This window comes from Streptomyces sp. T12 (genome assembly GCF_028736035.1).
Lineage (GTDB): Bacteria > Actinomycetota > Actinomycetes > Streptomycetales > Streptomycetaceae > Streptomyces.
Genome location: NZ_CP117866.1, coordinates 5,524,532 through 5,550,960 on the forward strand (window position 1 = coordinate 5,524,532; position 26,429 = coordinate 5,550,960).

20 protein-coding genes are annotated in these 26,429 nt (G+C 72.1%); 13 read left to right on the forward strand and 7 right to left on the reverse strand.

The window, feature by feature from the left end; all coding sequences use genetic code 11:
* Nucleotide 1: 1 nt before the first annotated feature.
* Together PBV52_RS24810 and PBV52_RS24815 are read right to left on the reverse strand one after the other, a co-directional pair.
* Nucleotides 2-1,525, reverse strand: coding sequence for a DEAD/DEAH box helicase (locus tag PBV52_RS24810; protein ID WP_274241186.1), 1,524 nt, complete (start codon nt 1,523-1,525; stop codon nt 2-4).
* Nucleotides 1,526-1,741: 216 nt separating this feature from the next.
* On the reverse strand, nt 1,742-1,945 hold the full coding sequence (locus tag PBV52_RS24815) for a cold-shock protein (RefSeq protein ID WP_109379033.1): 204 nt from the start codon (nt 1,943-1,945) through the stop codon (nt 1,742-1,744).
* Between the two features lie 491 nt (nt 1,946-2,436).
* Here PBV52_RS24815 and PBV52_RS24820 point away from each other — a divergent pair, with 491 nt between their 5' ends.
* From PBV52_RS24820 to PBV52_RS24845, 6 genes are all read left to right on the forward strand, one after another.
* Nucleotides 2,437-3,930 carry a hypothetical protein gene (locus PBV52_RS24820; RefSeq protein WP_274241189.1) on the forward strand — a complete coding sequence of 498 codons (1,494 nt, stop codon included), beginning with the start codon at nt 2,437-2,439 and terminating at the stop codon, nt 3,928-3,930.
* Nucleotides 3,931-4,008: 78 nt separating this feature from the next.
* Nucleotides 4,009-5,250 carry an AAA family ATPase gene (locus PBV52_RS24825; RefSeq protein WP_274241190.1) on the forward strand — a complete coding sequence of 414 codons (1,242 nt, stop codon included), beginning with the start codon at nt 4,009-4,011 and terminating at the stop codon, nt 5,248-5,250.
* Entirely contained in the window at nt 5,247-6,785 is a 1,539-nt protein-coding gene (locus tag PBV52_RS24830; RefSeq protein ID WP_373921900.1) for a VWA-like domain-containing protein, read from the forward strand. Before PBV52_RS24825 ends, PBV52_RS24830 begins: the two co-directional genes overlap by 4 nt.
* Nucleotides 6,786-6,921: 136 nt before the next feature.
* Complete coding sequence (locus tag PBV52_RS24835) at nt 6,922-7,437, forward strand: hypothetical protein (RefSeq protein WP_274241192.1); 516 nt, start codon at nt 6,922-6,924, stop codon at nt 7,435-7,437.
* Between the two features lie 255 nt (nt 7,438-7,692).
* Nucleotides 7,693-9,903, forward strand: coding sequence for an MMPL family transporter (locus PBV52_RS24840; RefSeq protein WP_274241194.1), 2,211 nt, complete (start codon nt 7,693-7,695; stop codon nt 9,901-9,903).
* Between the two features lie 120 nt (nt 9,904-10,023).
* On the forward strand, nt 10,024-11,271 hold the full coding sequence (locus tag PBV52_RS24845) for a sensor histidine kinase (protein WP_274241195.1): 1,248 nt from the start codon (nt 10,024-10,026) through the stop codon (nt 11,269-11,271).
* 34 nt (nt 11,272-11,305) lie between these two features.
* On the opposite strand, the gene PBV52_RS24850 is transcribed toward PBV52_RS24845, so the two are convergent.
* Both PBV52_RS24850 and PBV52_RS24855 read right to left on the reverse strand, forming a co-directional pair.
* The gene (locus PBV52_RS24850; protein WP_274241196.1) at nt 11,306-13,324 is read right to left on the reverse strand and encodes a cell wall-binding repeat-containing protein; all 2,019 of its coding nucleotides are present in this window, start codon (nt 13,322-13,324) and stop codon (nt 11,306-11,308) included.
* 188 nt (nt 13,325-13,512) lie between these two features.
* Complete coding sequence (locus PBV52_RS24855; protein WP_274241198.1) at nt 13,513-15,129, reverse strand: MFS transporter; 1,617 nt, start codon at nt 15,127-15,129, stop codon at nt 13,513-13,515.
* A gap of 142 nt (nt 15,130-15,271) precedes the next feature.
* Here PBV52_RS24855 and PBV52_RS24860 point away from each other — a divergent pair, with 142 nt between their 5' ends.
* Nucleotides 15,272-15,970, forward strand: a complete 699-nt coding sequence (locus tag PBV52_RS24860) for a TetR/AcrR family transcriptional regulator (RefSeq protein WP_274241199.1) — start codon at nt 15,272-15,274, stop codon at nt 15,968-15,970.
* A gap of 37 nt (nt 15,971-16,007) precedes the next feature.
* Complete coding sequence (locus PBV52_RS24865) at nt 16,008-16,820, forward strand: DUF2993 domain-containing protein (protein WP_306801446.1); 813 nt, start codon at nt 16,008-16,010, stop codon at nt 16,818-16,820.
* An 18-nt stretch (nt 16,821-16,838) separates the two neighbouring features.
* On the opposite strand, the gene PBV52_RS24870 is transcribed toward PBV52_RS24865, so the two are convergent.
* Complete coding sequence (locus PBV52_RS24870) at nt 16,839-17,474, reverse strand: TetR/AcrR family transcriptional regulator (protein ID WP_274241200.1); 636 nt, start codon at nt 17,472-17,474, stop codon at nt 16,839-16,841.
* A gap of 136 nt (nt 17,475-17,610) precedes the next feature.
* Here PBV52_RS24870 and PBV52_RS24875 point away from each other — a divergent pair, with 136 nt between their 5' ends.
* The 5 genes from PBV52_RS24875 to PBV52_RS24895 all read left to right on the forward strand — a co-directional run bounded on the left by PBV52_RS24875 (nt 17,611) and on the right by PBV52_RS24895 (nt 24,507).
* Nucleotides 17,611-18,756 carry a VOC family protein gene (locus PBV52_RS24875; protein WP_274241201.1) on the forward strand — a complete coding sequence of 382 codons (1,146 nt, stop codon included), beginning with the start codon at nt 17,611-17,613 and terminating at the stop codon, nt 18,754-18,756.
* Nucleotides 18,753-19,691, forward strand: coding sequence for a fumarylacetoacetate hydrolase family protein (locus PBV52_RS24880; RefSeq protein WP_274241202.1), 939 nt, complete (start codon nt 18,753-18,755; stop codon nt 19,689-19,691). The genes PBV52_RS24875 and PBV52_RS24880 overlap by 4 nt, the downstream gene beginning before the upstream one ends.
* An 18-nt stretch (nt 19,692-19,709) precedes the next feature.
* Nucleotides 19,710-21,296: a bifunctional 3-(3-hydroxy-phenyl)propionate/3-hydroxycinnamic acid hydroxylase gene (locus PBV52_RS24885; RefSeq protein WP_274241204.1), complete on the forward strand. Its 1,587-nt coding sequence runs from the start codon at nt 19,710-19,712 to the stop codon at nt 21,294-21,296.
* Nucleotides 21,293-23,281: an acetoacetate--CoA ligase gene (locus PBV52_RS24890; protein WP_274241206.1), complete on the forward strand. Its 1,989-nt coding sequence runs from the start codon at nt 21,293-21,295 to the stop codon at nt 23,279-23,281. Before PBV52_RS24885 ends, PBV52_RS24890 begins: the two co-directional genes overlap by 4 nt.
* A gap of 128 nt (nt 23,282-23,409) precedes the next feature.
* Nucleotides 23,410-24,507, forward strand: a complete 1,098-nt coding sequence (locus PBV52_RS24895) for a GAF domain-containing protein (protein ID WP_274241208.1) — start codon at nt 23,410-23,412, stop codon at nt 24,505-24,507.
* A gap of 60 nt (nt 24,508-24,567) precedes the next feature.
* Here PBV52_RS24895 and PBV52_RS24900 read toward each other — a convergent pair whose 3' ends face one another.
* Together PBV52_RS24900 and PBV52_RS24905 are read right to left on the reverse strand one after the other, a co-directional pair.
* Nucleotides 24,568-25,125, reverse strand: coding sequence for a tellurite resistance TerB family protein (locus PBV52_RS24900; RefSeq protein ID WP_274241209.1), 558 nt, complete (start codon nt 25,123-25,125; stop codon nt 24,568-24,570).
* 200 nt (nt 25,126-25,325) lie between these two features.
* Nucleotides 25,326-26,336, reverse strand: a complete 1,011-nt coding sequence (locus PBV52_RS24905; RefSeq protein WP_373922023.1) for a LacI family DNA-binding transcriptional regulator — start codon at nt 26,334-26,336, stop codon at nt 25,326-25,328.
* Nucleotides 26,337-26,429 lie beyond the last annotated feature (93 nt).

A 26,429-nucleotide genomic window follows, 5' to 3' on the forward strand; every position in this document is an offset into this window, starting at 1 on the left:
GTCAGCGCCCCTGGCTCTTCCCCTTGGCGGAGGAGCGGCGGCGGTCCTGGGCGGGGCGGCTGCGCCGTCCGCGAGAGGAGGAACCCGTACGCGCGGGGCGGGTTTCGGTGACCGGCGGAGTGAGGACGACGGGCACGCCCGAGGGCGCCTGGGCACCGGTGATGCGGCTCAGTTCGGCCTGGCCCGAACGGACCCTGGTGGTCTGCGGGGTGATGCCGGCGTCGGCCATCAGGCGGGTCATTTCGCGGCGTTGGTGGGGCAGGACCAGCGTGACGACGGTGCCGGACTCGCCGGCGCGGGCGGTACGGCCGCCGCGGTGCAGATAGTCCTTGTGGTCGCTGGGCGGGTCGACGTTGACGACAAGGTCGAGGTTGTCGACGTGGATACCGCGGGCGGCGACATTGGTGGCCACCAGCACCGTGACGTGGCCGTCCTTGAACTGGGCCAGGGTCCGGGTGCGTTGGGACTGGGACTTTCCGCCGTGCAGGGCCGAGGCGCGCACGCCGACGGCCAGGAGCTTCTTGGCCAGCCGGTCCGCGGCGTGCTTGGTGTCCAGGAACATGATCACGCGTCCGTCGCGGGCGGCGATCTCCGTCGTGGTGGCGTGCTTGTCGTCGTCCTCCACATGCAGCAGGTGATGCTCCATCGTGGTGACCGCGCCCGCGGAGGGATCGACCGAGTGGACCACGGGGTCGTGGAGGTAGTTGCGCACCAGACGGTCGACGTTACGGTCCAAAGTGGCCGAGAACAGCAGCCGCTGGCCGTCGGGGCGGACCTGGTCGAGGAGCGCGGTCACCTGCGGCATGAAGCCCATGTCGGCCATCTGGTCGGCCTCGTCCAGGACGGTGATGGCGACGCGGTCCAGGCGGCAGTCGCCCCGGTCTATGAGGTCCTTGAGCCGGCCGGGTGTCGCGACGACGACCTCGGCACCGCCCCGCAGCGCGCTCGCCTGCCGGCCGATGGACAGGCCGCCGACCACGGTGGTGAGCCGCAGGCTCAGCGCGCGGGCGTAGGGGGTGAGGGCGTCGGTCACCTGCTGGGCCAGCTCGCGGGTGGGGACGAGGACGAGGGCCAGCGGCTGCCGGGGCTCGGCCCGCTGCCCGGCGGTACGGGCCAGCAGGGCGAGGCCGAAGGCGAGCGTCTTGCCCGATCCCGTGCGTCCGCGGCCCAGGACGTCCCGGCCGGCCAGCGAGTTCGGCAGCGTCGCCGCCTGGATCGGGAACGGCACGGTCACGCCTTCGGCGCCGAGCGCGGTCAGCAGCCGCTCGGGCAGGTCGAGATCGGCGAACGCCTCGGCGGCCGGTAGCGCCGGGGTGATGGTGACCGGCAGCGCGAACTCTCCGCCGGGCCTGCTGGGACGACCTCCGCCTCCGTGGCCGCCGCGGCCGGTTTTGGCCGAACGGGAAGGACTGCCTTCGCCGCCCGCCTTCCGGGAGTGGGAGCGGTTGCGTCCGGACGAACCGGCGGAACCGCCGTTCTTACGGGAGTGGGCGGAGCCGTTGTTCCTGCGAGCTGTGCGGTCCATGGGGAACCTTCCTCGATGCGGCACGTATCGGGGAATTCCCAGCAGCGACGAGAGGCCGCATCAGGATTCGCAGAATGAGCCGAATAAAAGTGAGAAAAAGAAAGGTGAGGCAAAGAAAGGTGTGGCAGATTCAAGAAGCGGGGTGCAACGCGAAAAAGCCAATGAGCTGGGCCCGCACCTCAGCGTGCGGGCCCAGCCATGTCATGTGCGTCAGCGTCAGGCGGGAACGATGTTCTCGGCCTGGGGGCCCTTCTGGCCCTGCGTGACGTCGAAGGTCACCTTCTGGCCTTCCTGGAGCTCACGGAAGCCGGAGGTGGCGATGTTCGAGTAGTGGGCGAACACGTCGGGGCCGCCACCGTCCTGCTCGATGAAGCCGAAGCCCTTTTCCGCGTTGAACCACTTCACAGTGCCGGATGCCATAACGTATCTCCCTGGGAGCAATATCCGGAATCCGCACTTCGCGGTCCCGGAGTCGCCGTAATGATTACCCATCCGGAATGATCCGGAATTCCTCGGAAATGAAAAGAGTGCCCGTCGACGGAGGTCGAAAGAGCACTCAAAGTTTCACTCAAAGTTTCTGGGAACCAAAACCGCAACACCTATCACGATAGCATGGGTGGACGCTCTGGACCCAGGAATTTCCGCCGCTCTCAGTTGCGTCCCCGCGCTCGTCCCGCGCTCGTCCCGGGCTGAGCGTCCCGACCGGCGCACGCGGACGCGGTACGCGCCCACCGGCTCGCCGTCGCGGCAGGACGGCCGACCAGGTGTCCGTGCCCGCCTCGGGGCGCGTCATCTCGTTCGCCGGTGCGGAAAATCGTTGGCGGCTCGAAGCGGGCAGCGTTACGCTCGCCGGCGATGACGACTCATTCTGTTGCCAGATTGGGGGTCCCGTCCGCGCAAGGTGAGTGCTGATGGGCACCCAGATCGCGAACGGGGACTCCCGGCTTTCCGAGCTTTCCTTCTGGCCGCGCGTGCGCGAGTTCGCCGTGCCGGCCTCCATGATCGAGACCGCGACCGCCCGTCGGCTCGCCGGGGACTGGGCGGGGGCGTGTGCCGCCGCGGGGATCGATGTCGATCTCCATCTGCGTTCCGTGGCGCGTGATCACGGCCGGGACGTCGCCGCGCGAGTCCGGGCCGATCTTCGGCATCTCGCTCCCGACCTGTTGCGCTGGCACATGCCGAGGATCGCTCCCGACGGGCTGCTGCGCCCGGGGCTGACCCTCGCTCTGGCCCGGTACGACGGGGTGGGGCGGGACACCGGACGGCCGCTGCAGTTCGTGGCGCGGACCCCGCCGGCTTGGGCGGATGCCGGTCAGCGGATCAGCCTTGCGTTGTGGGGCGGGTCCCGGGCCGGAGCAGCCGTAGGAGGCGAGGACGGTGCCGGTCGGCATCCGCATCCCCGCCCGAACCGGCGATTCCGCCTCGATCTGCACCGCCACCTGTGGGATGCCGGCAGGGCCGGTGAGCTGCGGATCCGGTCCGGGGCATCCGGAGGCGGCCCTCCCGCACGTGACCGACCTGGGCTGGACCCGGAGCTGCTCGGGAGGACGCTGCCGTACGGGCGCCGCTGTGCCGTTGACCGGTGGGCGGACGAGGCGCGGATACTGCTGCGCGCCGAAGGGCGGTCTGAGGGTGCCCTGGTCGTGCGGTTGGGGGGACGGCGGCGGCTCGTACTGGAGTTGCTCGGGGATGGGGATGGGGACGGGGACGGGGACGCGGGCGGCGACGGTCGTAGCGGTGGATCGCCCGTACTGCGGATCTCGGCGGCCACCAAGGGCCGTGCCTCCGCGCTGCCGGTGCTGCCCGACGCGGCGACCTGGGTGCTGCCCGACCTGGAGTTGCTCCGGGCCGGTGCGATCGAGGCCGGTCGGCTGCATCCGCTGGTCGCCTCTGCCCTCGTACCGGATCAGGCCCCGCCGTCTCGGTCGTCTCGCCCCTCCCTGACGACGGACCCGGCAGGGCAGCCACGCCTCGTCGAGTGCCGGGGGGCCCAGCACCGGATCGGGCTGGTCGACGGCGTACTGGCACCGTTGGACCACGACCCGGCCGAGATCCGGCGGGAGGAGCTGCTGGCCGCCCTCACCGGCACGCCGCTCCCCTGCCTCCAGGCCATCGACGTGGCGCACCGGCATCCGTCCTGTCTGCCCGACGTTCGCGAACGCCTCTGCCACGGCGACACCGCCGGTGCGCTGGCCGTCGTCGAGGGGCTGCTGGGACCGGACGCGGTGCTGCGCGACGGTGCGCTGCGGGACGAACTGGAGGCGGCGGCGCGGCAGCGCATCACGTACGGGCTGTTCAGGGCCGGGTTGGCCGGCCCGGCACCGGGCCGCAGGCACATCGACGCCGACGAGCGCGGTCGTCCCCGCGACCACCGCGCGCGCCCTCGCCACGCGACGTTTCCCTGACCTGAGCCTCCATGCACGCCCCGCCCATGCACGCTCCGCCCTGCCCTCTGCCCATCCCGAAACCCACAGGTGACCCACATGCCCACATGCACCCAGACCCAGCCCGCCACCCCTCAACTCGACGTCGCCGCCGACCTGTTGAGCCTCCTCCGCGACACCACCACCGAACCCCGCCCCGACACACAACTGGAGGCCCTCACCCTGGCCGTCGCCGCCGACCTGCCCGTGCTGCTCTGGGGGGAGCCGGGGATCGGCAAGACCGCCGCACTGACGCAGCTCGCCGCCGCTCTGGACCTTCCGTTGACCACGGTGATCGCGAGCGTCCACGAGCCGTCCGATTTCTCCGGGTTGCCCGTCGTCGGCGACGACCCCGCGGAACAGGGCGTGCCGATGGCCCCGCCGGACTGGGCCGTACGGCTGGTGAAGGCCGGGCGGGGGCTGTTGTTCCTGGACGAGTTGTCCACCGCGCCGCCGGCCGTGCAGGCCGCGCTGCTGCGGCTTGTGCTGGAGCGGCGGGTCGGGGCGTTGCGGCTGCCGCCGGGTGTGCGGATCGTGGCCGCCGCCAACCCGCGGTCCTCGGCGGCGGACGGCTGGGAGCTGAGCGCGCCGCTGGCCAACCGGTTCGTCCATCTGCAGTGGGCCCACGACCACGAGGTCGTCGTACGCGGACTCGGCGGGACCTGGCCGCAGGCGACCTTGCCGCGGCTCGACCCGGAGAGGCTGCCGGAGGCGGTGGACTTCGCGCGGCGCGCGGTGTGCGGGCTGCTCTCCGGGCGGCCGGGTCTCGTGCACCGGTTGCCCAGCAGCGAGACGCGTCGGGGTGGGCCGTGGCCCTCCCCGCGGAGCTGGGAGATGACGCAGTGTCTGATCGCCTTCGCGACCGCCGCCGGTTCCTCGCGGGACGTGCTCTCGCTGCTGGTCAGGGGCACGGTGGGGGACGGGCCGGGGCTGGAGCTGCTGGCGAGCGTGGACCGGATGGACCTGCCGGACCCCGAGGTGCTGCTCGCCGACCCGGCGGGTGCCGAGCTGCCCGAACGGGGGGATCTGCGGCAGGCCGCGCTCGACGGTGTGGTGGAGGCGGTGCGGGCGCGCCCGGAGCGGGCCCGTTGGGATGCGGCGTGGGCGCTGCTCGTGCGGGCGGTGGAGACCGGGGCTCCGGACCTGGTCGTCGTCCCCGCGTCGACGCTGGCCTCGCTGCGCCAGGAGGACTGGGACGTACCGCCGTCGATCGAGCAGCTCGCCGGAGTGGTGTCCCTGTCCCGGCGAGCCGATCACGCGGCGGTCCGGACGACGGCGGCCGCCGCGAAGGCGGTCCGATGAGCGCGTCCGCACCGGGGACGCCCCAAGGCACCCCTGGGTTCGCGAAGGCGGGGCCGATGAGCGAGGCCGCATCGGGGACGCCCCAGGACTCGCCGCGGGGTGCGCCTCAGGTCCCGTTGCGGGACGCGCCCCGGCCCTCGTCGGGAGCCGCGTCCCACCTCCCGTTGCGGGGCGTGCCTCAGGACTTGTCGCGGGGTGTGCCCCAGGTCCCGTCGCGGGGTGCGCCTCACGACTCGCCGCGGGACGCGCCCCAGCCCCCGTCAGGAGCCCCGCCCCACCCCCCGTCCCGAGCCACCCCCCAACCCCCGCCCCGCCCCTTGGACCGCGACAAGCTCTTCGCTGCTCGGCTGCATGCTGCCCGTGTTCGTCCCTACCTGGCGACCGCGCTGTTCGCTCTGCATGTCGTGGAGTCGCGGCGGGTGCCGACGATGGCTGTCGACCGGTACTGGCGGTGCTACGTCTCGCCGGGGTTCGTAGAGCGGACGCCGGTGGAGGAGTTGGCCGGTGTGTGGGTGCACGAGGTGTCCCATCTGCTGCGCGACCATCACGGGCGCGGCGACCGGGTGGCGCGTGAGCGCGGGCTGACCGGGCCCGGGGAGCGGCTGCGGATGAACATCGCCGCGGACTGCGAGATCAACGACGATGTGTACGGGGACGGGCTGGCCCGGCCCGAGGGTGCCGTCGAGCCGGCGACCTTGATGCTGCCCGAGGGCGAGCTGATGGAGGACTATCTGCGCCAGTTCCGGCTGGGCCCGCGGATGCAGGAGCTGGCCTGGCTGGACTGCGGCAGCGGCGCCGACGGCCTGGAACGGGAGTGGGATCTGGGGGCCGGCGGCGGGCACGGGCTCAGTGCGCAGGAACGGGACGCGGTCCGGTTCCGGGTGGCGCAGGGCATCACCGGGCGTCCGGGGCACGCCCCGGAAGGGTGGCAGCGGTGGGCGGAGAAGGCGTTCCATCCGCCGCAGCCCTGGCGGGAGTTGCTGGGGGCGGCGGTCCGCTCGGCGGCCTCGGGGCCGGGCGCCGGTGAGGACTACACGTACGGCCGCCCGTCGCGCCGGTCCGCCTCGGTGCCCGGCGCCGTTCTGCCCAGCCTGCGCCGCAGACCGCCCCGCGTCAGCGTCGTCATCGACACCTCCGGCTCGGTCAGCGACGCCGAACTGGGCAGCGCGCTGCTGGAGGTCGCCGCGATCTCCCGTGCCGTGGGCGGCCGGCGCGACCTGGTCAGTGTGGTGCCGTGCGACGCGGCGGCCCAGGGCGTGCACCGGCTGTGCCGTGCCGAGGGGATCCCGCTGGTCGGGGGCGGGGGGACGGATCTGCGCGCGGGGTTCGACAGGGCGCTGCGGGCGCGGCCGAGGCCCGATGTGATCGTGGCCCTGACGGACGGTCAGACGCCATGGCCGAGCACGCGACCGCCGTGCCGGACGGTGGTGGGGCTGTTTCCTCGACGGCACGGTTTCCGGCCGTACGACGAGGACAACCCCGAGTACGTGCCGGACTCACCGCCCGTGTGGGCACGGGTCGTTGACATCGGGTAGGCCTCGCGGCCCCTGCCGCCTGCCGAGCCGGACCTGAACCGGCCTGCGTAGTCTGGGTGATGTCTCTGGCGGCAGCCACGGACGGGGGGAACATCATTCACCGAGTCACCCGAGCGAATCCGAAGGATCAGCGAACGTGTCGTTGAAGAACAGCCGCCCCAGGGTCGCCGCCCTGGCCCTCATGGTGGCGCTCGCCGGCCTGGCCGCGGCAGGACCGGCCGCAGCAGCCGCACCCCAGACGCAGACCACCACCGCGACGTCGGCCCCGACCAGCCCGACGCCCGCCATACCCACCGAGTTCGTCGACCTGCCCACGAGCACCCTCGTCGCCGACAACGCCGGTCACGAGGTCACGCTCACCTACCGCAACGAATCGTCGGCGGATCGCACCGTCGCCCCGCAGCTCCTGGTGGAGTCGCCGGACGCCGGGCCGTTCCTGAATCCGACGGACATCCGGGTCGAGCGGCGCACCGCCACCGGCTGCTGGGAGGCCGTGAACCTCGGCACCCAGACCGGCACCCTGTTCACCGACCTCACCACCGCACAGCGCACGCTGCACGCGGGGGACACCCTCACCGAGGTCTACCGGGTCACCGCCCTCGACCCGGCGGCCGAGGGCACGGTCCACCCGAGGGTGGCACTCTTCGGCTGAGCCACCACCCGCACCACGCCATGACACCGCCGGCTCCGGGGCCCTCGCCTCGGGGCCGGCGGTGTCATGACGTGGTGCGGGTCCCTGGTGTACCGCGCGCCCCGGTCCCCGCCCTGGTCCCCGCGGGGGACCCGCACCCCGGTCCGTACTGCGTTCTCAGTAGCCGGGATTGACGGCAGCCGCACGACGACACGGCACCCCTGCACCGGACAGCCTGGGCAGACGTTCGAGTCCCAGATGTGGAGACCCCCTGCCGTGGCTACTTTCCTGTATCGAGTGGGCCGTCTGGCCTTCCGGCGGCGCTGGTACGTCGCCCTGGTCTGGGCGGCCGTCCTGGCCGCCGTCGGCCTGGGTGCCCTGAAGGCCCCGGGAGCCTCCGACGAGGAGTTCTCCATGCCGGGCATCGAGTCGCAGAAGGCGTTCGACCTGATGGAGGAGCGCTTCCCGGGTGCGACGGCCGACGGCGCGACCGCGCGGGTCGTCTTCGTCGCGCCGGGCGGTGAGAAGGTGACCGCCACCGAGAACAGGAAGGCCGTCGAGGAGGCCGTGGCCGAGCTGGGCGACGGCACGCAGGTCGCGGGCGTCGCCGACCCGTTCCAGGCGAAGGCGGTCAGCAAGGACGGGACGACGGCGTACGCGACCGTCACCTACAAGGTCGCGGCCAACGAACTCACCGATGCCGGCAAGGCCCACCTGGAGCGGGCGATCGACGGGGCCCGGGACGCGGGGCTGACCGTCGAGGCCGGCGGCAGCGCGATGGACGACGGAGGCGGTGCGGGCGGGATGGCCGAGGTCATCGGCATCGCGATCGCCGCGGTCGTCCTTCTCGTCACCTTCGGTTCGCTGGCCGCCGCCGGACTGCCCCTGCTGACCGCCGTCATCGGCGTCGGCGTCAGCATGGCCACGATCCTGACCCTGTCCAGCGCCCTCGGCCTGTCCACCACGACCGGCACCCTCGCCATGATGCTGGGCCTCGCGGTCGGCATCGACTACGCCCTGTTCGTCGTCTCGCGGTACCGGGAGGAGCGCGCCAGGGGCCGTACGCCGCAGGAGGCGACCGGACTCGCGGTCGGTACGGCCGGCTCCGCGGTCGTCTTCGCCGGGCTCACCGTCGTCATCGCGCTCGCCGGGCTCTCGGTCGTCGGCATTCCGATGCTCACCAAGATGGGCCTGGCAGCGGCGGGCGCGGTCGTCGTCGCCGTACTGATCGCGCTGACGCTGGTCCCGGCGTTCCTCGGCTTCTGGCCGAACGCCGTGCTCTCGTGGCGGGCCCGCAAGAGCGGCCGTATCGAGGAGGGCGGCGAGAACAACGGCGGTACGCGCTGGGCCCGGTTCGTGCTGCGCCGTCCGCTGCCGGTACTGCTCCTCGGTGTCGTGGGCCTCGGCGCGCTCGCGGTGCCGATGACGGAGCTTCAGCTGGGCATGCCCGGCGACGAGGCCAAGTCGGCCTCCACCACCGAACGCCGGGCCTACGACGCGCTCGCCGAGGCCTTCGGGCCGGGCTTCAACGGGCCGTTGACCGTCGTCGTGGACGCCAAGGGCGACGCGGATCCGAAGGGTGCGGTCACCACCATCTCCGAGGAGATCGGCGCCACGAAGGGGGTCGTGTCCGTCTCCCCGGCCCGCTTCAACGACGCCGGTGACACCGCGGTCTTCTCGGTCGTGCCGTCCACCGCGCCGACCGACGAGAAGACGAAGGACCTGGTGACGGTCATCCGGGACGAGCGTCCGGGGGTCGAGGCCGAGACCGGGGCGACTTTCGAGGTCACCGGCACCACCGCGATGAACATCGACATCGCCGGCAAGGTGCAGTCCGCACTGGTCCCGTACCTGATCGTCGTGGTCGGACTGGCGATCGTCCTGCTGCTGGTGGTCTTCCGGTCCCTGCTCGTCCCGCTGAAGGCGGCCCTCGGCTTCCTGCTGTCGGTGCTGGCCTCCCTCGGCGCGGTCGTCGTGGTCTTCCAGCAGGGGCACGGCGCCGAGCTGCTGGGTGTGGAGCAGACCGGGCCGATCATGAGCCTGATGCCGATCTTCCTGGTGGGCATCGTCTTCGGGCTCGCCATGGACTACGAGGTCTTCCTGGTCTCGCGGATGCGGGAGGCGTACGTCCACGGCGAGCCGGCCCAGCAGGCGGTCACGTCCGGTTTCCGGCACAGTGCCCGCGTGGTCGTGGCCGCCGCTCTGATCATGATCGCCGTGTTCGCCGGGTTCATCGGGGAGAGCGACTCCATGATCAAGATGATCGGGTTCGGCCTCGCCGCCGCGGTGCTCCTCGACGCCTTCGTCGTACGGATGGCGATCGTGCCGGCCGTCCTCGCCCTGCTCGGGGACAAGGCCTGGTGGCTGCCGAAGTGGCTGGACCGGATCCTGCCCCGTGTCGACGTGGAGGGCGAGGCGCTCAGCCGCCGGTCCGATACGGAGCCGGCCCCGGCCGAGGCGGCCGACCTGGAAGTGGCGCGCACCTGATCCGACCCCGTCCCACCCCCCACCAGGGGCCGCCCGTGACACAGGACACGGGCGGCCCCGTCGGCCGTTCGTCACCGGCGTCGTCCACCATGGCCCCACCCGCACCGACCGGAGAACCCGATGACCACCCACCTGGAGCGCCGCTACGCAGACCGCATCGAGGAATTCGCGGACCGCCACCCCTTCGTCGTCGACCTGGTCCTGGTCGCGGCGCTGATGGGCAGCGCGACCCTCGGCAGCCTGCTCACCCTGCCCGGCGCCGATCCGCCGGACCAGGACAGGACCAGCGCCGTCCTCATGGGGGTGTCCTGCCTCGCCCTGCTGAAGCACCGCACCCACCCGCGCACCGCCCTCGTCGTGACCGCGCTCTGCACGGTCGCCGTCGTAGCGATGGGATACCTGGTCACCCCGCTGCTGCTGGCACCGATCATGGCGGCGCTCTACTGGCTGGCCACCCACACCGACCGCAGGACCACCCGCGCCTACGGCATCCCCACCACCGTGGCGTTGATCCTCGCGGCCGTGTTCTCCGACTCCATGGACCACCTCTCGCTGCTGCTCAGGACGATCGGCCCGTTCTTCTGGCTGATGCTGCCCCTCGCCGCCGGCAAGATGACCCAGCTGCGGCGCGCCTACCTGAGTTCGATGCGGGCCCGCGCCGAACACGCCGAGCGCACCCGGGAGGAGGAGGCACGCCTGCGCGTCACCGAGGAGCGGATGCGCATCGCCCGTGAGCTGCACGACGTCGTCGCCCACCACCTGGCCCTGGCCAACGCCCAGGCCGGCACGGCCGCGCACCTGGCGCTGACCAGGCCGGAGCAGACGCAGAAGATCCTCACCGACCTGACCGGCACCACCTCCTCCGCGCTGCGCGAGCTGAAGGCCACGCTGGGGCTGCTGCGGCAGAACGGAGAACCGGACTCCCCGCCCCTGGAGCCGTCGCCCGGGCTCGCCCGCCTGCCCGAGCTGGTCTCGGCGTGCGCGTCGGCGGGAGTCACCGTCACGGTGACCACGCAGGGGGAGCCTCAGCCGCTGTCCCCCGGCGTGGACCTGACCGCGTTCCGTATCGTGCAGGAGGCGCTCACCAACGTCACCAAGCACGCCGCCGCGGAAGCCGCGCACGTACGGCTCGACTACTCCGCCTCCCGCCTGATGATCACGGTCAGCAACGACGGCCCCGCGTCCCCCGCGGCCTCCGAGGGCGCGCGGAGCCGCGGCTTCGGCGTCATGGGCATGCGCGAACGCGCCCGCTCCATCGGCGGCGAACTGTGCGCCGGTCACCGCCCCGAAGGCGGCTTCGAAGTCTCCACGGCACTCCCCCTGCACCCGCATGCTCCGGACCATGAAGGAAACGGTCCCGGAGCCTGAGCCGGGGGCGGGGGGAGTGCCGTGGCCGTACGGGCTACTTCGTGGCCGTCACCCGCAGGGAGTCGAGGTCCGGGCTCGGCGCCGACCCGGTCCCGGCGGACTGCGGCTGAGCGGTCGTGGTCGTCGGGGTCTGCGGCGCCACGCCCTTGTAGTACGGCGTGTAGACGTAGTGGGTACCCACGCCGATGGCCGCACCGATCTTGGGAAGGACGGAGGCGTCGACCGATCCGTTGCCGCCGAAGACGGCCACGTGGTGCAGGCTCGACGACATCCCCATCAGGTACCGCTTGGTGTCGTACGGCAGCGAGGTCACGTCCGTCCACAGCAGCGGACCGTAGGTGGTCATCGCCGACGCCGCGGAGACGCCGCCGCGCCAGCTGCTCACGGAGGCCACCGCGGCGTCCGACGGCAGCGACCACCACAGCCGGGCGAGTTGTATGGCGTTCGACTGCGGTGTGCCGCCGGCGACCCGGTAATAGGTGTACTTGCTGGGCCAGTTCGGCATCTTGCCGGCGTTGTACGCCTTGCTCAGCGCCGACTCCGCGTCGGTCCCCACCGTGATGATCTTCGTCGTGCTCGGGCTGTACCTGTTGAGGTAGCCGTAGACCGACGCGGTCATGGTCGACCCCTCGGTCAGCAGGACGACGGCGGTCCCCGAACTGCCCAGGGAACCGGCGGCGGAGCTCGCCGCGAGGGCGTTGTGGTAGTCGGTGCCGGTCGCCAGGAAGACGTACTTCGGTGTGCCGGTGACGGCCTTGGCCACGGCCACCGAGGTGGAGTAGCGCGAGACGTCGGACAGCCGCTTGGCGACGTACCCGAGCGAGGTCACCTTGGAGGCCACCGCGCTGCTGAGGATCTTGGTGCCGCCGATCAGATAGACGGTCTTCCCCTTCGGCAGCATGCGCTTGAGCTCCGTCTGCACGGGGGAGTCCACCGCCGTGCCGGAGGTCATCAGCACCGGCCCCCGCTTCTTGCCGGCCAGCGAGGTCGCCGTGGTGGCGTACGCCGCGTCGGACTTGCTGATGAGCACGGCCGCGTTGGCATTGCTCAGGCCGGGCGTGGTGGTGCCCACCTTGTTCCAGGTCCACTTGGACGCGGCGATGTTGGTGTCGTACGTGTCCGAGCCCCAGACGCGGGAGATCGCGTTGTCACGCAGCGGCTGCCAGGCCACGTCGGTGCCGCCGGCCATGGGCACCTGCGTCTGCTCTCCCGAGCCGATCGTGTGCAGCCACACCTGCGGGCCTCCGACGACGTCCGGGCTGCCGGGGACGTTGATGTCGTACGCGATCCTGTCGCCCAGCGGCGACCAGGCGGGCCGGTTGTGGTCGATGGCGTCGGTGGTGAGCTGGGTCAGCCCGGTGCCGTCGGTCCTGACGCTGAAGAGCTGCTTGTGACCGTCGACCGAGCGGGTGAAGGCCACCGACAGCCCGTCGGGGGAGACGCTCGGCTCCCGCGCGTTGTCGGCGAGCTTGGTGAACGCCTTGGTCCGGCCGTTGTAGGCCCAGACGGCCGGCGTGCCCGCGCCGGCGCAGTCGGCCCCTGTCCGTACGAAGGCGAGCGTGCCGTCGACCGCGCCGCTGGGCTGCGAGTCGCAGCCGTCGACGTCGGTGCCGAACAGCGACTTCGGTGTGCGGGTGCCGTCGGCCGCGGTCAGCCGGAGCCGCCCGGCGGCGGTGAAGACGATGTCCCCGCCGCCGTACCAGAAGGTCGGGTCGGCCGGATGCCAGCCGCTGCCCGACGGCATGCCGATGTCGTTGCCGGTGGTCTCGGAGTCGGCCCATGCCGTGCGGATCTGGTCGCCGTTCACGAAGGCGATCTGGCTGCCGTCGGCGGACCAGGCGCCCTGGTTTCCGGACGAGCCGAAGGAGTCGGACGAGGACCCGTCGGTGTTGATCATGTTCATCCAGCCGCCGCCGTCGGTGTACAGCAGCTTCCCGTCGGTGGCCGGCCAGCCGCCGGAGGCGGCCACCGCCGGCCCGGGAACCGCCGCGACGAGGCCCGCCGCGAGCGCGGCGACGCCGGTGAGCGCCGCGAGTGTGCGGCGCGTACGCATGTTCAATGTGCCCCCACAAGTGAATGGATGGCCGCCGGACCTCTCCCCCGAGGTGAACGGACGGCGTCATCACTCATCCACACGGCAGCGACGAAACATTAGTGCTGGGCGGGACGGCTGTGAAGACAGGGCCGCTCGTTCCGTGTGACAGCTGACCTGGTCCGATGTCACCGTCGGGGGGCGGCCGCTCAGGCGACGCCCGCGGGCTTCTCCTGCGGCTGCCCGGTCTCCCGTGCGTCCTCCTGGCGGGGCTGTTCGGTCTTGCGCCGGCCGGGCAGGACCGCGAGGACGATCAGCGTTCCGGCGGCCATGATGATGCCGCCGATCAGGCTGGTGTGGGCGATGCTCTGGGCGAACGCCTCGTGGACGGCGTCGACCAGGGCCTGTGCCTGCTGCGCCCCGCCGGCGGGGTTCTTCGCGACCTCCTCGGCGACCGCGAGTCCGCCGCCCACCGAGTCCTTGGCCGTCTCCAGCGCGGCGGCCGGGAGGTGGCCGCCGATCAGGTCGGTCAGCTCGTCCCGGTACGTCGTGCCGAGCAGGGAGCCCAGCAGCGCGATGCCGAGGGAGCCGCCCAGCTCCATCGAGGTGTCGTTGGCGCCGCCGCCGACGCCCAGCTCGGACTCGGGGAAGGAGCCCATCACGGTGTCGGTGGCCGGGGAGACGCTCAGGCCGATCGCGAAGCCCAGCATCATCATGGGGGCCAGGAAGCCGGTGTACGCCGAGCCCTTGTCGATCTGGGTGAGCAGGAAGACGCCGGCGGTACCGATGACCATGCCGGCCACCACCATCGCCTTCACCCCGAGCCTCGGGGTCAGCTTCCCGGTGACCGCGGCACCGAGGAAGACCGCTCCGGCCAGCGGCAGCAGCCGTATGCCGGTCTCCAGGGCGTCGTAGCCGAGGACGAACTGCAGGAACTGGGTGGAGTAGTAGATCGCGCCGAAGGTGCCGAAGAAGAAGAACAGCACCGCGATCATCGAGCCCGTGAAGGGGCGCAGCTTGAACTTGCGCACGTCCAGCATCGGGTGCGGGTGCCTCAGTTCCCAGGCCACGAAGGCCACGAGACCGACACCCGCGACGACGGCCGCGGCGATCGGGCCGGTGCCCCACCCGAAGTGCGGGCCCTCGATGGTCGCGTAGACCAGGGAGCCGATGGAGGCGATCGACAGCAGTCCGCCGACGTAGTCGATCCGGCCCATGCCCTCCGCCCTGGACGGCGGTACGAGGGCGAGCGCGCCGACCACGGCGAGGGCGGCGATGGGCACGTTGATCAGGAAGGTCGAGCCCCAGGCGTGGTCCTCCAGCAGCCAGCCGGCGACCAGCGGGCCGACGGCGATGGCGAGGCCGGAGGTGGCGCTCCAGGCGGTGATGGCCTTGCCGCGCTCGGCCTTCGGGAAGGTCGCGACCAGCAGGGACAGGGTGGCCGGCATGACAACGGCGGCACCGACGCCCATGATCGCGCGGGCCGCGATGACGAGCTCGGTCCGGTCGACCAGGCTGCCCGTCACCGACCCGGCCGCGAAGATCAGCAGGCCGGCGACGAGGGCGCCGCGGCGGCTGTACTTGTCGCCGATCGCGCCCAGGACGAGCATCAGCGCGGCGTACGGGACGGTGTAGCCGTCGATGACCCACTGCAGGTCGCTGCTGCTGAGCTCCAGATCCCGGGTCATGTCCGGCGCGGCCACGATCAGCGACGTGTTCGCCATGACGACGATCAGCAGGCTCAGGCAGAGCACGAGCAGCGCCCACCAACGCCGTGCGTACGGCCCGGTCATCTTCTCCACGGGTGTGTTGGCAAGGAAGGGCACGAGGACTCCCAGGGGCAGGGGACGAGTTATTTGCACACTGGTGAGCAGGCTAGGTTCTTGCCCGTCGATGTGCAAATATCGAGGGGACCCCATCCCTCGCCCCATCCCCCAGGCCTCAAATCCCCCGCACCGAGGTGCCGACGTGAGCAGCCAGACAGCCCCACCACCCGGACGGCAGCGCCGTGCGACGCGTGCCACGCGCGCCCGCATCCTGCGAGCGGCCCGACGGGAACTGGGCCGCAACCCCGACAGCAGCCTCGGCGACATCGCCGAAGCCGCCGGCGTGGCACGGCGCACGCTCTACACGCACTTCGCCGGCCGCGCGGCGCTGGTGGAGGGCCTCGCCGAGGAGGCAGCGGAGGCGGTGCGCCTCGCCATCGCCGCCACGAGCACCTCGGGCCCCGGCCCGGTGAGCAGCTCGGGCCCCGGCCCCGCGAGTGCCCTTGCGCGGTTCGTTCTCACCCTCTGGCCGGTCGGCGACTGCTACCGCACCCTGATCGACCTGGCCGGCCGGGATCTCGGCCCCGGCCAGGTGCGCGAAGTCCTCGCCCCGGCCCGCGAGACGGTGGCCGGCATCCTCGCCGAGGGCCAGCGCCAGGGCGTCTTCCACGCCGCCGTCCCGCCCGGCCCCCTCAGCGGCGCCATCGAGGCCCACCTGCTGACACTCCTCGCCGCCGTCAACTCCGGGATCTGGGCCGACGACGGCACCGGCGCCGCCACCGCCGCCCTGATCGCCGCCGGAGTCGACGGCGACACCGCCGCTGCCACGGTCCGCCGTCTGCACGGCGCCGAGCGGCTCCCGTCGCCCGACCGGACCCACCGACCCCACCGGCCCCACTGACCGACCCCACCGGCCCCACTGAAGGAGGGCCCCGCCCATGCGCCAGACCCAGTACCAGCACCAGTCCGAGCACCAGTCCCAGCACGGGTGCGACGACGACTCGCCATACGAGCCCCGCCGGACCAGGCGACGACGTATGGCCGTCGCCGCCGCCCTGGTCGCGCTGGTCCTCCTGCCCGTGGCGGTCGACCGGGCCGTCGCGGCCCGCATCGAGTCACGCACGGCCAAGGCATTCCAGGAGGGCATGGGCACACCGCTGCCGCCGGAGGTCCACGTCCGCGGCTTCCCCGTAGTGACCCAGGCGGCCTCCGGCCCCTTGCGTCAGGTGGACATCACCGCGCACGACATACCGGCCCGTGGCACCACCCGCCCGCTGCCGGTGAGCGAACTCTCCCTGCGGCTCCACGGGTTGACGAAGTCCGACGACGACAGCGAGGCGCGGGCCCGCAGCGCGGAGGCGACCGCCTTCCTGTCGTACGAGGACGTGTCGAACGCCCTCGGTCTGGAGATCTCCCAGGGTGGCCGCCCGGGTCAGGTGAGCGCGGCCGTCCTGCTGCCTCTGGGGAAGGAGGCCACCGTGACGACGACCGTCTCGGCGGCCTCCGGCAACCGCATCGCGTTCAAGGACTTCCAGGTCACGGGTGGTGCGCTGCCCGGCGCGGGGAACATGCTGCTCGACAAGGTCTTCGAGCGGCCGATCCAGTTGCGGAACATCCCCGACGGCCTGCAGCTGCGCTCGGTCGCCACCACGGCCGACGGCCTCACCGCCCGTTTCTCGGGCCGGTCGGTCACCTTCCGGCCCGACGGCGGGTCCGACGGCGGGTCCGAGCGCGGGTCCGAGGGCGCGTGAAACCTGGCGTACTGCTGGTCAGTTCAGGTCGGGCAACGGCCGCCGGGCCACCTCGCGGGCGTCGTCCGGTGGGACGCCCAGCATGCGCAGGACCATCTCGGCCAGGTTCGTGGCAGCCTCGTCGCCGTCCAGGTCGGGGCGGGCGAACCGCAGCTCCACCAGGGACAGCAGGGTGCCGCCCAGCGCGGACAGGGCGACGACCGGCTCCATGGCGCTGAAGCGGCCGGAGGCGATGCCGACCTGGAGGTCGCGCAGGGCCCGGACGACCAGGCCGTTGTCCGAGTGGAGGTGGCCGAGGCCACGGCGGCGCAGGACCTGCATGAGCTCCGGGTGGGACTCGGCCATCCGGGCGCTGAGCCGGAAGCCGGCCGCGACGAGTTCCGCGGGGTCGTCGATCCCGGTCAGCCGCTCGTCGAAGGTCTGGCCGAACTCCTCCAGCGCGTCCACCACGGCCGCCTCGAACAGCTCGGTCTTCGACTCGAAGTGGTTGTAGAAGGACCCGAAGCCGACGTCCGCGCGCTCGGCGATCGCCTGGATGCTGGCGCTGGTGTCCCCGGTCTCGGCGAGTATCTGCCGGGCCGCGCGGACGAGCGCCCGGCGGGTCTCGGCACGGCGCCGCTCGAACCGGTTGCTGGGCGGGGCTGACGTAGGCATGGGCCGAGTCTAACCGCGCGGACGAAGGTCATCGCAATTTTGATGGATTCCTCATTTTAAGGTGGCCGGCATATTGACGAGGCTTCCATCAAAGCTGATGATTTCCTCATTACGGCGATGTTGCTCGGAGGGCACCATGTCTGAAACCCACGTGGCCGGAGCCGCCGTCGCGACTCCCCACCAGGACCTTCACAGCGAGCAGGGCGCCCTGCGCGGCGAACACCCCGGCCGCTCCCGGAACCCCGTGATCAAGGTGGCGGACCTGGCCTGGCTGGAGTTCGAGAAGCCGGACCTGGACCGGGCCGAGGTCTTCGCCCGTGACTTCGGCTTCCAGATCGCCGCGCGCACCGCGGGCGAGCTGTGGCTGCGGGGCACCTTCTCCGGCTCGCCCTGCATGGTGATCCGGCGCGGTCGTACGTCCCGTTTCATCGGACCGGCGTTCCGCGCGGCCGAGCGGGCCGACCTGGACCGGCTGGCGCGGGCGACCGGGGCGGCCGTGCGGGACGCGGACGTGCCCGGCGGCGGCAAGGCCGTGAACCTGCTCGACCCGTCCGGCGTCCCGGTGCGGGTCGTGCACTGCGCCGAACCACTCCCCGAGCTGCCGGGACAGCGGCCGCTGCTCCTCAACTTCGGCGCCGAGCACCGGCGTACGAACGCCACGCAGCGCCCGCCCCGCGAGCCGTCCCGCATCCAGCGCCTGGGCCATGTCGTCCTGGAGACACGGGTGTTCGCCCGTGCCCTGGACTGGTACCTGGACACCCTCGGGATGATCGTGTCCGACTTCCTGTTCCTGGACGGGCAGCGCGGACGCGGCCCGACGATGGCCTTCATCCGCTGTGACCTGGGCAGCGTGCCGGCCGACCATCACACGCTGGCCATGCACCTGGGGCCGGGGACGGGGTACGTCCACTCCGCCTACCAGGTCACCGACCTGGACTCGATCGCGGCGGGCGGCGAGTACCTGAACGAGCGTGGCTACCGGCGCAGTTGGGGCATCGGACGGCACATCCAGGGCAGCCAGCTCTTCGACTACTGGCGCGACCCCGACCACTTCATGCTGGAGCACTTCGCCGACGGCGACCTGTTCTCCTGCGACGTCGAGCCCGGCTGGGCGCCCATGTCGGCGAGCGGGCTGGCCCAGTGGGGGCCGCCGGTCACCCGGGACTTCCTGGGCGCGAGCCCGTCCCCCGCCAAGGTCCGCGAGGTGCTGCATGCCCTGCGCGGTGACAACGAACTCGACCCCGCGCGTCTGCTGGGCCTGATGAAAGCGATGAACTCATGAGCACCAACGTCCTGCGCACCGCCGACGGTTGGTGGGCCGTCCTCGGCGACCGCGCCGTCCGCGTCGACACCAAGGCCGTCACCACCGCCGAGCTGCTGGCTGACCGGGCCGCCGTGCGAGAGGCAGCTCATTCAGGCGAGGCGGGCACGCCCGTCGCCGACCTGGTGGCGCTCTCCCCGGTCACCACCCCCTGCCGGGTGGTCGCCCAGATGGTCAACTACCGCAGCCACGCCCGTGATTCGGGCTTCACCGGCGACATCCCGCCCGCCTTCTTCCGCAAGGCGTCCGGCTCGGTCAGCGGCCCGGGCGAGGCCATCGTCCGGCCCTCGCACGTGCGATTCCTGGACTACGAGGTCGAGCTCGGCCTGGTCATGGGGGCACCGCTGCCGGTGGGCACCGTGGTCGAGGAGCGGGACCTGCCGTCGTACGTCGCCGGGCTCGTGATCACCAACGACGTCAGTGCCCGCGAGGTACAGCTGACCAAGACACAGTTCTACGAGAGCAAGTCGTACCCGACCTTCACACCGACCGGCCCCTACCTGGCGCTGCTGGAGCCGGAGGACTTCGTCCATCTCCTCGACCTGCGGCTGAAGTTGAGCGTCAACGGTGATCTGCGTCAGGACCGCACCCTCGCCGACATGATCGTCCGCCCGGCACAGGCCCTCACACTGCTGGCCCGCTTCCAGACCCTCGACCCCGGAGACCTCTTGCTGACCGGTACCCCCGGCGGCACGGCGCTCAAGGCCCCTCCCAAGGCCATCGAGAAGATCGGCACGCTGCTGCCGCCGGCGGTGAAGTGGAAGGCGTTCTTCAAGTCGCAGGCCAAGAACCCCCACTACCTGCACCACGGCGACGTCGTCACGGCCGCCATCGCCACCCCGGACGGCCGGATCGATCTGGGCGAGCAGCGCACGCCCGTGGCCGACGACCACTGAGACCGAAGTGAGCCGCACATGACAGTCGAGCACGACTCGGCCGACGTTCCCGTGGTGATCGTCGGCGCCGGCCCCGTGGGCGTGACCGCCGCCCTGCTGCTGGCCCGGCGTGGGGTGAGGACCGTCGTCCTCGAACGCCACCACGACGTCTACCCCCTGCCCCGTGCCGTCGCCACCGACGACGAGGTCCGCCGGATCCTCCAGGCCGCGGGTATCCACCAGGAGTTCGCCGCCGTCGCCCGCCCCGCGCGCGGACTGCGGCTGCTGGACGCCCGCCACCGCGTGATCGCCGAATTCCGGCGCTCACCGCAAGGCCACCACGGCTTCCCGCAGACCAGCATGTTCGACCAGCCCGAACTGGAACGGCTGCTGCGGGCCGCGCTGGCCCGCCATGCGGAGTGCGAGCTGCGGGGCGGGGCGGAGGTGACAGCGGTCGAGCAGGACGCGGACGGCCCGGCCCGTGTGACCTACCGCGACGACGAGGGCGAACACGTGCTGCTCGCCGAGGCCGTGCTCGGCTGCGACGGCGCGGGCAGCCTCACCCGCGACGCCATCGGGGCGGGTTGGGAGGACCTGCGCTTCGAGGAGCACTGGACCGTCATCGACGTGACGACGAAGGCCGCCGTCCGCTGCTGGGAGGGCGTCGACCAGGTCTGCGACCCGCACCGTCCGGCGACCTTCATGCGCATCGGTGAGGACCGCTACCGCTGGGAGTTCCGGCTGCGTGAGGGGGAGGTCCTCGACGCCGAGCGGCTACGAGAGCTGGTCGCCCCCTGGGTGGACATCTCCCGCATCGACGATTTCCACGTCATCCGGCAGGCGCAGTACACCTTCCGGGCGCGGATCGCCGACCGCTGGCGCCGGGGCCGGGTCTTCCTGCTCGGGGACGCCGCCCACCTCACCCCGCCGTTCGTCGGGCAGGGCCTGTGCTCGGGCCTGCGGGACGCCTACAACCTGACCTGGAAGCTCGCCCGCGTCCTTCAACAGGGCGGTGACGAAGGCCTGTTGGACACCTATGAGCGGGAGCGCAAGCCGCACGCCCGCCATGTCATCCGCCTGGCGGTCGCCACCGGCTGGGCCATGACCGGCGGCCAGGACCGCGCGGCCGCACTGCGCCGCACCGCCGTCGCCGCGGCCTGCCGTGTCCCCGGGGTGACCAGCAGGGCCGGCCGGGACCTCAGCCGCCCGCTGCCCGCCGGTCCGCTGATACGCCGCAGTCGACTCGGCGGCACCTACTGCCCGCAACCCCGGGTGACGAGCGAGGACGGACAACAGGTCCGCCTCGACGACCTCCTCGGGGACTCCTTCGCCGTGCTGACCGCGGTGCCCCTGCCGCCCTCGCTGCGCGCGCTCACCGACGGACTGGGCGCCCGGGTCGTCGACGTACACGAGTCCGGCGACGACGGCACCCTCGCCGCCTGGCTGCGCGCCGGCCGTGCCGACGCCGTCCTGCTGCGCCCCGACCGCGTCGTCCTGGACGTCGTGCCGGCGGGCGGCACCGACTTCACCGACACCGCCGCCTGGGCGCCCCTGCTCTGCACCACCCGTCGGCCCGCCGAACAGCCCGTATCCGCACTGCCCCTGTCGAGGAGTTCCGCGCGATGACCACGCCGTACGCAGACCCCTTCTGGACCCCGGACCCGGAGTCCGCCGCGCGCAGCCGGATCGCCGACTTCGGCCGCTGGGCCGCACAACACCGGGGAGTGGCGGCGGACGCCGACTACGACGTCCTGCACCGCTGGTCGGTCACCGACCTGGCGGGCTTCTGGAGCGCGGTGTGGGAGTACTTCGACGTCGACGCGCAGACCCCGTACGAGAAGGTGCTCGCCGAGGAGACCATGCCAGGGGCCCGCTGGTTCACCGGAGCCACCCTCAACTACACCCACCACGCCCTGCGCAACCTCACCGACGACGACCCGGCGATCATCGCCCTGGACGAGACCGGCCCCGGCTACGAATTGACCGGCGGCCGGCTGCGCGCCCAGGTCGCCTCCGTCGCCGCGACCCTGCGCGACCTGGGCGTCGGGGAGGGCGACCGTGTCGTCGGCTACCTGCCCAACACGCCGCACGCGATCGTCGCGTTCCTCGCCGCGGCGAGCCTGGGGGCCGTGTGGTCGGTGTGCGGGCAGGACTACGCCCCGAAGGCCGCCGCCGACCGGTTCGCCCAGCTGGAACCCACGGTCCTGGTCGCCGCCGACGGCTACCTCTTCAACGGCGCCACCCACGACCGCCGCGAGGCCGTCCTCGAACTGGCCCGCGCGCTGCCGACGTTGAAGGCCACCGTGCTCGTGGACCACGTGGGCCTGCCCGGGCTCGGGCCGAACCACCCGTCGCTGGTCCTCACCTGGGAGGACGCGGCGACCCGCACCGAGGAACTCACCTGCGCGCCCGTGCCGTTCGACCACCCCCTGTGGGTCGTCTTCTCCTCCGGCACCACCGGCCTGCCCAAGGGCATCGTGCACGGCCACGGCGGCGTCCTGCTGGAGCACCTCAAGACCCTCGGTCTCCAGTCCGACCTGGGCCCCGGCGACCGCCTCCTGTGGTACACCACCACCCACTGGATGATGTGGAACCTGGTCGTCTCCACCCTCCTGACCGGCGCCACCACCTGCACCTACGACGGCAGCCCGGCCCTGCTCACCCAACCCGACATCCTCTGGGAACTGGCGGCCCGGCACCGCGTCACCCTGTTCGGCACCAGCCCCCAGTACCTGCTGGGCATGGCCAAGTTCGGCATCGACCCGTCGGTGCACGACCTGTCCTCGATCCGCGCGGTCGGCTGCACCGGCTCCGCCCTGCCCGCCTCCGCCTACCCCTGGGTCGGCGAGCACCTCGGCGCACACGTCCAGCTCGCCTCCATCAGCGGCGGCACCGACGTCGTCTCCGGCTTCGCCGGCGGCGCACCCACCGTGCCCGTGCGGGCCGGCGAGCTGTCCGCCCCCTACCTGGGCGTGGCGCTGGCCGCGTACGACGAGGAGGGCTTCCCGGTCACCGACCAGGTGGGCGAGCTGGTCGTCACCCGGCCCATGCCCTCCATGCCGCTGTACTTCTGGAACGACCCCGACGGCAGCCGCTACCGCGCCGCCTACTTCTCGGCGTACCCCGGCGTGTGGCGGCACGGCGACTGGATCACGGTCACGGGGCACGGCTCGGTGATCGTGCACGGCCGCTCCGACAGCACGCTGAACCGCAACGGCGTACGGCTGGGCAGCGCCGACATCCACGACGTGGTCGAACGCCTCCCGGAGATCACGGAGGCCCTGGTCATCGGGGCGGAGGAGCCGGACGGCGGCTACTGGATGCCGCTGTTCGTGGTCCTCGCGGCCGGCGTCGAGCTGGACGACGCGCTGCGCGACCGCATCCGCGAGGCCGTCCGCACCGGCGCCTCACCCCGCCACGTCCCCGACGAGATCATCGAAGTGCCGGCCGTCCCGCACACCCGCACCGGCAAGAAGCTCGAAGTCCCGGTCAAACGGCTGCTCCAGGGCGCCCCCGTCGAGCAGGTTGTGAACCCCGCCGTCGTGGACAATCCCGGCCTGATCGACCACTACGCCCGCCTCGGCGAGGCGCGCCGCGCGCAGCGCCGCTGACCGCCCGGCCGCGGGCGTGAACGGGACTTCCAGGGGCGTACCGTCGGTGGTGTGGAGTTCACCGCGGACACCCTGGTGTCCCGTGCCGCACATGAGCCCGGCCCGAGAGCGACCAGCTGATCCACGACGTGGAGCGGTGCCTGCGGCGTGAGGTTCCCGAGCTGTGGGACGACCCGGGCCTCGCGCAGATGGCGTTGGACAACATCACCGAGCACGTCATGGCCGGCCTGTTCGGCCTTGAGCAGGGAATCGAGCCGAGCCTGATCGAACCGCCGCCCGCCGACGTGGAGCGCGCCCGTCGGCTGGCCCGGCGCGGGAAGCCCGTCAGCGATCTGCTGCGGGCCTTCCGCCTCGGGCAGGGGGTGATCCTCGACCGGATGCTCGAGGAGATGCCCCGGCTCACCAGCGATGCCGCACTGGTCGGCGCGGCGGCCCGCAAGCTGATCGCGGCGGTGATCGAGTACGTGGACCGCACCTCGGAGCAGGCCGTCCTGGCGTTCCAGGAGGAACGGGACCGCAGGCTGCGGTGGCGGCTGTCCGTGGTGAACGAGGCGGGCATGCGCATCGGGACCACCCTGGACATCGCCCGCACCACCCAGGAGCTGGCGGACCTGGCCACCGAGCACTGCGCCGACCGGGTCACCGTCGACCTGCTCGACTCCGCGTTCCACGAACCCGGCACCGCGGCCGAGAGCCCGCTCGTGCTGCGCCGGATCGCCCAGCGCTCGGTGGGCGAGCAGACCCCGGAACCGACGATCGAGACGCAGCACCTCCACACCTACCCGGCCGGCTCTCCACCGGAGCGCGCCCTGACCCTCGGGCAGGCTTCCCGGCACCGGGCCGACGCGGCCCGCTCCCCGGAGCACTCGCTGCACTCGCTGGTCGTACCGCTGCGTGCCCGTGGCGCCACCCTGGGCGTCGCGCAGTTCTTCCGGCACCGGGGCCGCGATCCCTTCGACGACGAGGATCTGCTCCTCGCCCAGGAGATCGCCGCCCGGGCGGCCGTGGCCGTGGACAACGCCCGCCGCTACACGCACGCCCGCGCCACCGCCCTGGCCCTGCAGCGCAGCCTGCTCCCGCGGAACACGCCGGAGCAGTCGGCCGCCGAGGTCGCCTGCCGCTACCTGCCCGCCGGCGCCGGGGCCGGTGTGGGCGGTGACTGGTACGACGTCATCCGTGGGGCACACGCCACGCCCGGCACGGCAAGACGGTCTGGGCCGAGCTGAACGACGCCACAGCTTCTCGGCGGTGATCAGGCTCCGGCGAAGAGCGGGGAACTCGGGTGGTCAGAGGCCGAACTCCTGGGGGGACAGGTTGAGCACCGAGCACGCCTCGCGCAGGACCTGCTCCTCCGCCGGCGCGACGTACCCGTCCGCACCCGCGACGACGAACCCGGTCTGTACGACCGCCCTGGCCTCCGTCGGCTTCTTCGCGGCCTTGGCGATCTCCTGCAGCGCCTCGGCCTTGCCCTGCTGGAAGTTGAACGCCAGCTGGTCGACGTGCTTGTTGAAGCGCTGGCGCAGCTGTTCGGACGGGAAGTTCTGCAGGACGTCGTTGTTCAGGATCAGCGACTCCACATGCTGCCGCTCGGCCGGGTCGACATGCCCGTCGGCCGCGGCGACCAGGGCGCACATGGCCATGCTGGCGTCGCGGTAGGCACCGCTCTTCAGCTCCGTCTTCAGCGAGGTGAGCTGGGACTTGAGCGTGTTCACCAGCTGCGCCTTCGATCCGCCGGAGGACCCCGAACGCGGCCGGCCGGGTCCACCGGCGGATGCGCCGCGCGCCCCCTGTGCCTGCTGCTGCAGACCCTTGGCCTGGTCCTTGATCCGATCCCACATCGCCATCCGTGCCACCTCGGCTTCAGCCGTGTCGTTCCGGTCGTCCGCGTGAGTTCCGCGCGTCCCCCTGCCAACTCCTGCGAGCCCGCCGAAGTTCCAGCCACCCGATCACCGATCACCGATCACCGATCGACGACCGGCCGGGTGGTGCGGTTGCGGTGATCGTCCCCCGAGCCAAGCCTGCGGGTAGGTGAACGCGAGGCGTCCTAGCCGCCCGGGCGCTCGGGCCGCGGTGCCGTGCTCCGGCGTGGCACGAGCCGGGTCGGGACGAGGGTGGTGCCGTGTGCGGTGTCGTGGGGTGTGTGGTCGTGCCGCATCTTGCCGATGACGCCCTCGACGCAGAGGCGGCCCACTTCGGCGAAGTCCTGGTGGATGGTGGTGAGCGGGGGCAGGAAGGACGCGGACTCGGGGATGTCGTCGAAGCCGATGACGCTGACGTCGTCGGGCACCTTGCGGCCGCGTTCGTGCAGGGCGCGCAGCAGGCCCAGGGCCATCTGGTCGTTGGCGGCGAACACCGCCGTGCAGTCCCGCTCCTCGGCGAGCCGCAGACCGGCCAGATAACCGGACTCCGCCGACCAGTCGCCGCGCACCAGGGGCGGCGGGACCGCGCCTGCCTCCGTGAGGGTGGAGCGCCAGGCGTTGGCACGGCGCTGGGCGGCGAAGGAGTCCTCCGGCCCGGCCAGGTGCCACACCGTGTCATGGCCGAGGTCCAGCAGATGCCGTACGGCGTCGCGGGCGCCGCCCGCCTGGTCGGTGTCGACCACGGTGTAGCGGTCGCCGGCGTCCGAGTCGGCCACCACGACCTGGACGCCGGGCGGCAGCGAGACCGTCGCCGCGTCGAGCAGATGGATCTCCATGATGACGATGACCGCGTCCACGGCGAGTTCCCCGAGCCGGGAGAAGGCGCCGTTCACCTCGTCCTGGGTGGGGACGGCGACGGGCAGCAGCGTGACGGCGTAACCGTGCTGCGCGGCGGAGGTAGCGATCGCTTCCAGGGTGCGGATGTTGCCCATGGTGGAGAGGGAGAAGGTGATCACGCCGAGGGTGCGGAACTCACCGCGGCGCAGCGCCCGCGCGGCGCTGTTGGGCCGGTAGCCCAGCTCCCGCATGGCGGCGAGGACCTGTCGGCGGGTCTCCTCGTTCACGCCCGGGAAGCCGTTGGAGACGCGGGAGACCGTCTGGGAGGAGACGCCGGCGATCCGCGCGACGTCGGCCATGGAGGCGCCCTGGCGGGGGCGGGCGGCACGTTTTCTCGCGCCCACCGCTGTGCTGTCACCGTCCGCAGTGCCCACTTCGTCCCCTCGCTCCCC

Coding starts and splice junctions, on each gene's coding strand:
- PBV52_RS24810 (WP_274241186.1), bottom strand. CDS start 1,525: ATGGACCGCACAGCTCGCAGGAACAACGGCTCCGCCCACTCCCGTAAG.
- PBV52_RS24815 (WP_109379033.1), bottom strand. CDS start 1,945: ATGGCATCCGGCACTGTGAAGTGGTTCAACGCGGAAAAGGGCTTCGGC.
- PBV52_RS24820 (WP_274241189.1), top strand. CDS start 2,437: ATGGGCACCCAGATCGCGAACGGGGACTCCCGGCTTTCCGAGCTTTCC.
- PBV52_RS24825 (WP_274241190.1), top strand. CDS start 4,009: ATGCCCACATGCACCCAGACCCAGCCCGCCACCCCTCAACTCGACGTC.
- PBV52_RS24830 (WP_373921900.1), top strand. CDS start 5,247: ATGAGCGCGTCCGCACCGGGGACGCCCCAAGGCACCCCTGGGTTCGCG.
- PBV52_RS24845 (WP_274241195.1), top strand. CDS start 10,024: ATGACCACCCACCTGGAGCGCCGCTACGCAGACCGCATCGAGGAATTC.
- PBV52_RS24850 (WP_274241196.1), bottom strand. CDS start 13,324: ATGCGTACGCGCCGCACACTCGCGGCGCTCACCGGCGTCGCCGCGCTC.
- PBV52_RS24865 (WP_306801446.1), top strand. CDS start 16,008: ATGCGCCAGACCCAGTACCAGCACCAGTCCGAGCACCAGTCCCAGCAC.
- PBV52_RS24870 (WP_274241200.1), bottom strand. CDS start 17,474: ATGCCTACGTCAGCCCCGCCCAGCAACCGGTTCGAGCGGCGCCGTGCC.
- PBV52_RS24875 (WP_274241201.1), top strand. CDS start 17,611: ATGTCTGAAACCCACGTGGCCGGAGCCGCCGTCGCGACTCCCCACCAG.
- PBV52_RS24880 (WP_274241202.1), top strand. CDS start 18,753: ATGAGCACCAACGTCCTGCGCACCGCCGACGGTTGGTGGGCCGTCCTC.
- PBV52_RS24885 (WP_274241204.1), top strand. CDS start 19,710: ATGACAGTCGAGCACGACTCGGCCGACGTTCCCGTGGTGATCGTCGGC.
- PBV52_RS24890 (WP_274241206.1), top strand. CDS start 21,293: ATGACCACGCCGTACGCAGACCCCTTCTGGACCCCGGACCCGGAGTCC.
- PBV52_RS24900 (WP_274241209.1), bottom strand. CDS start 25,125: ATGGCGATGTGGGATCGGATCAAGGACCAGGCCAAGGGTCTGCAGCAG.
- PBV52_RS24905 (WP_373922023.1), bottom strand. CDS start 26,336: ATGGCCGACGTCGCGCGGATCGCCGGCGTCTCCTCCCAGACGGTCTCC.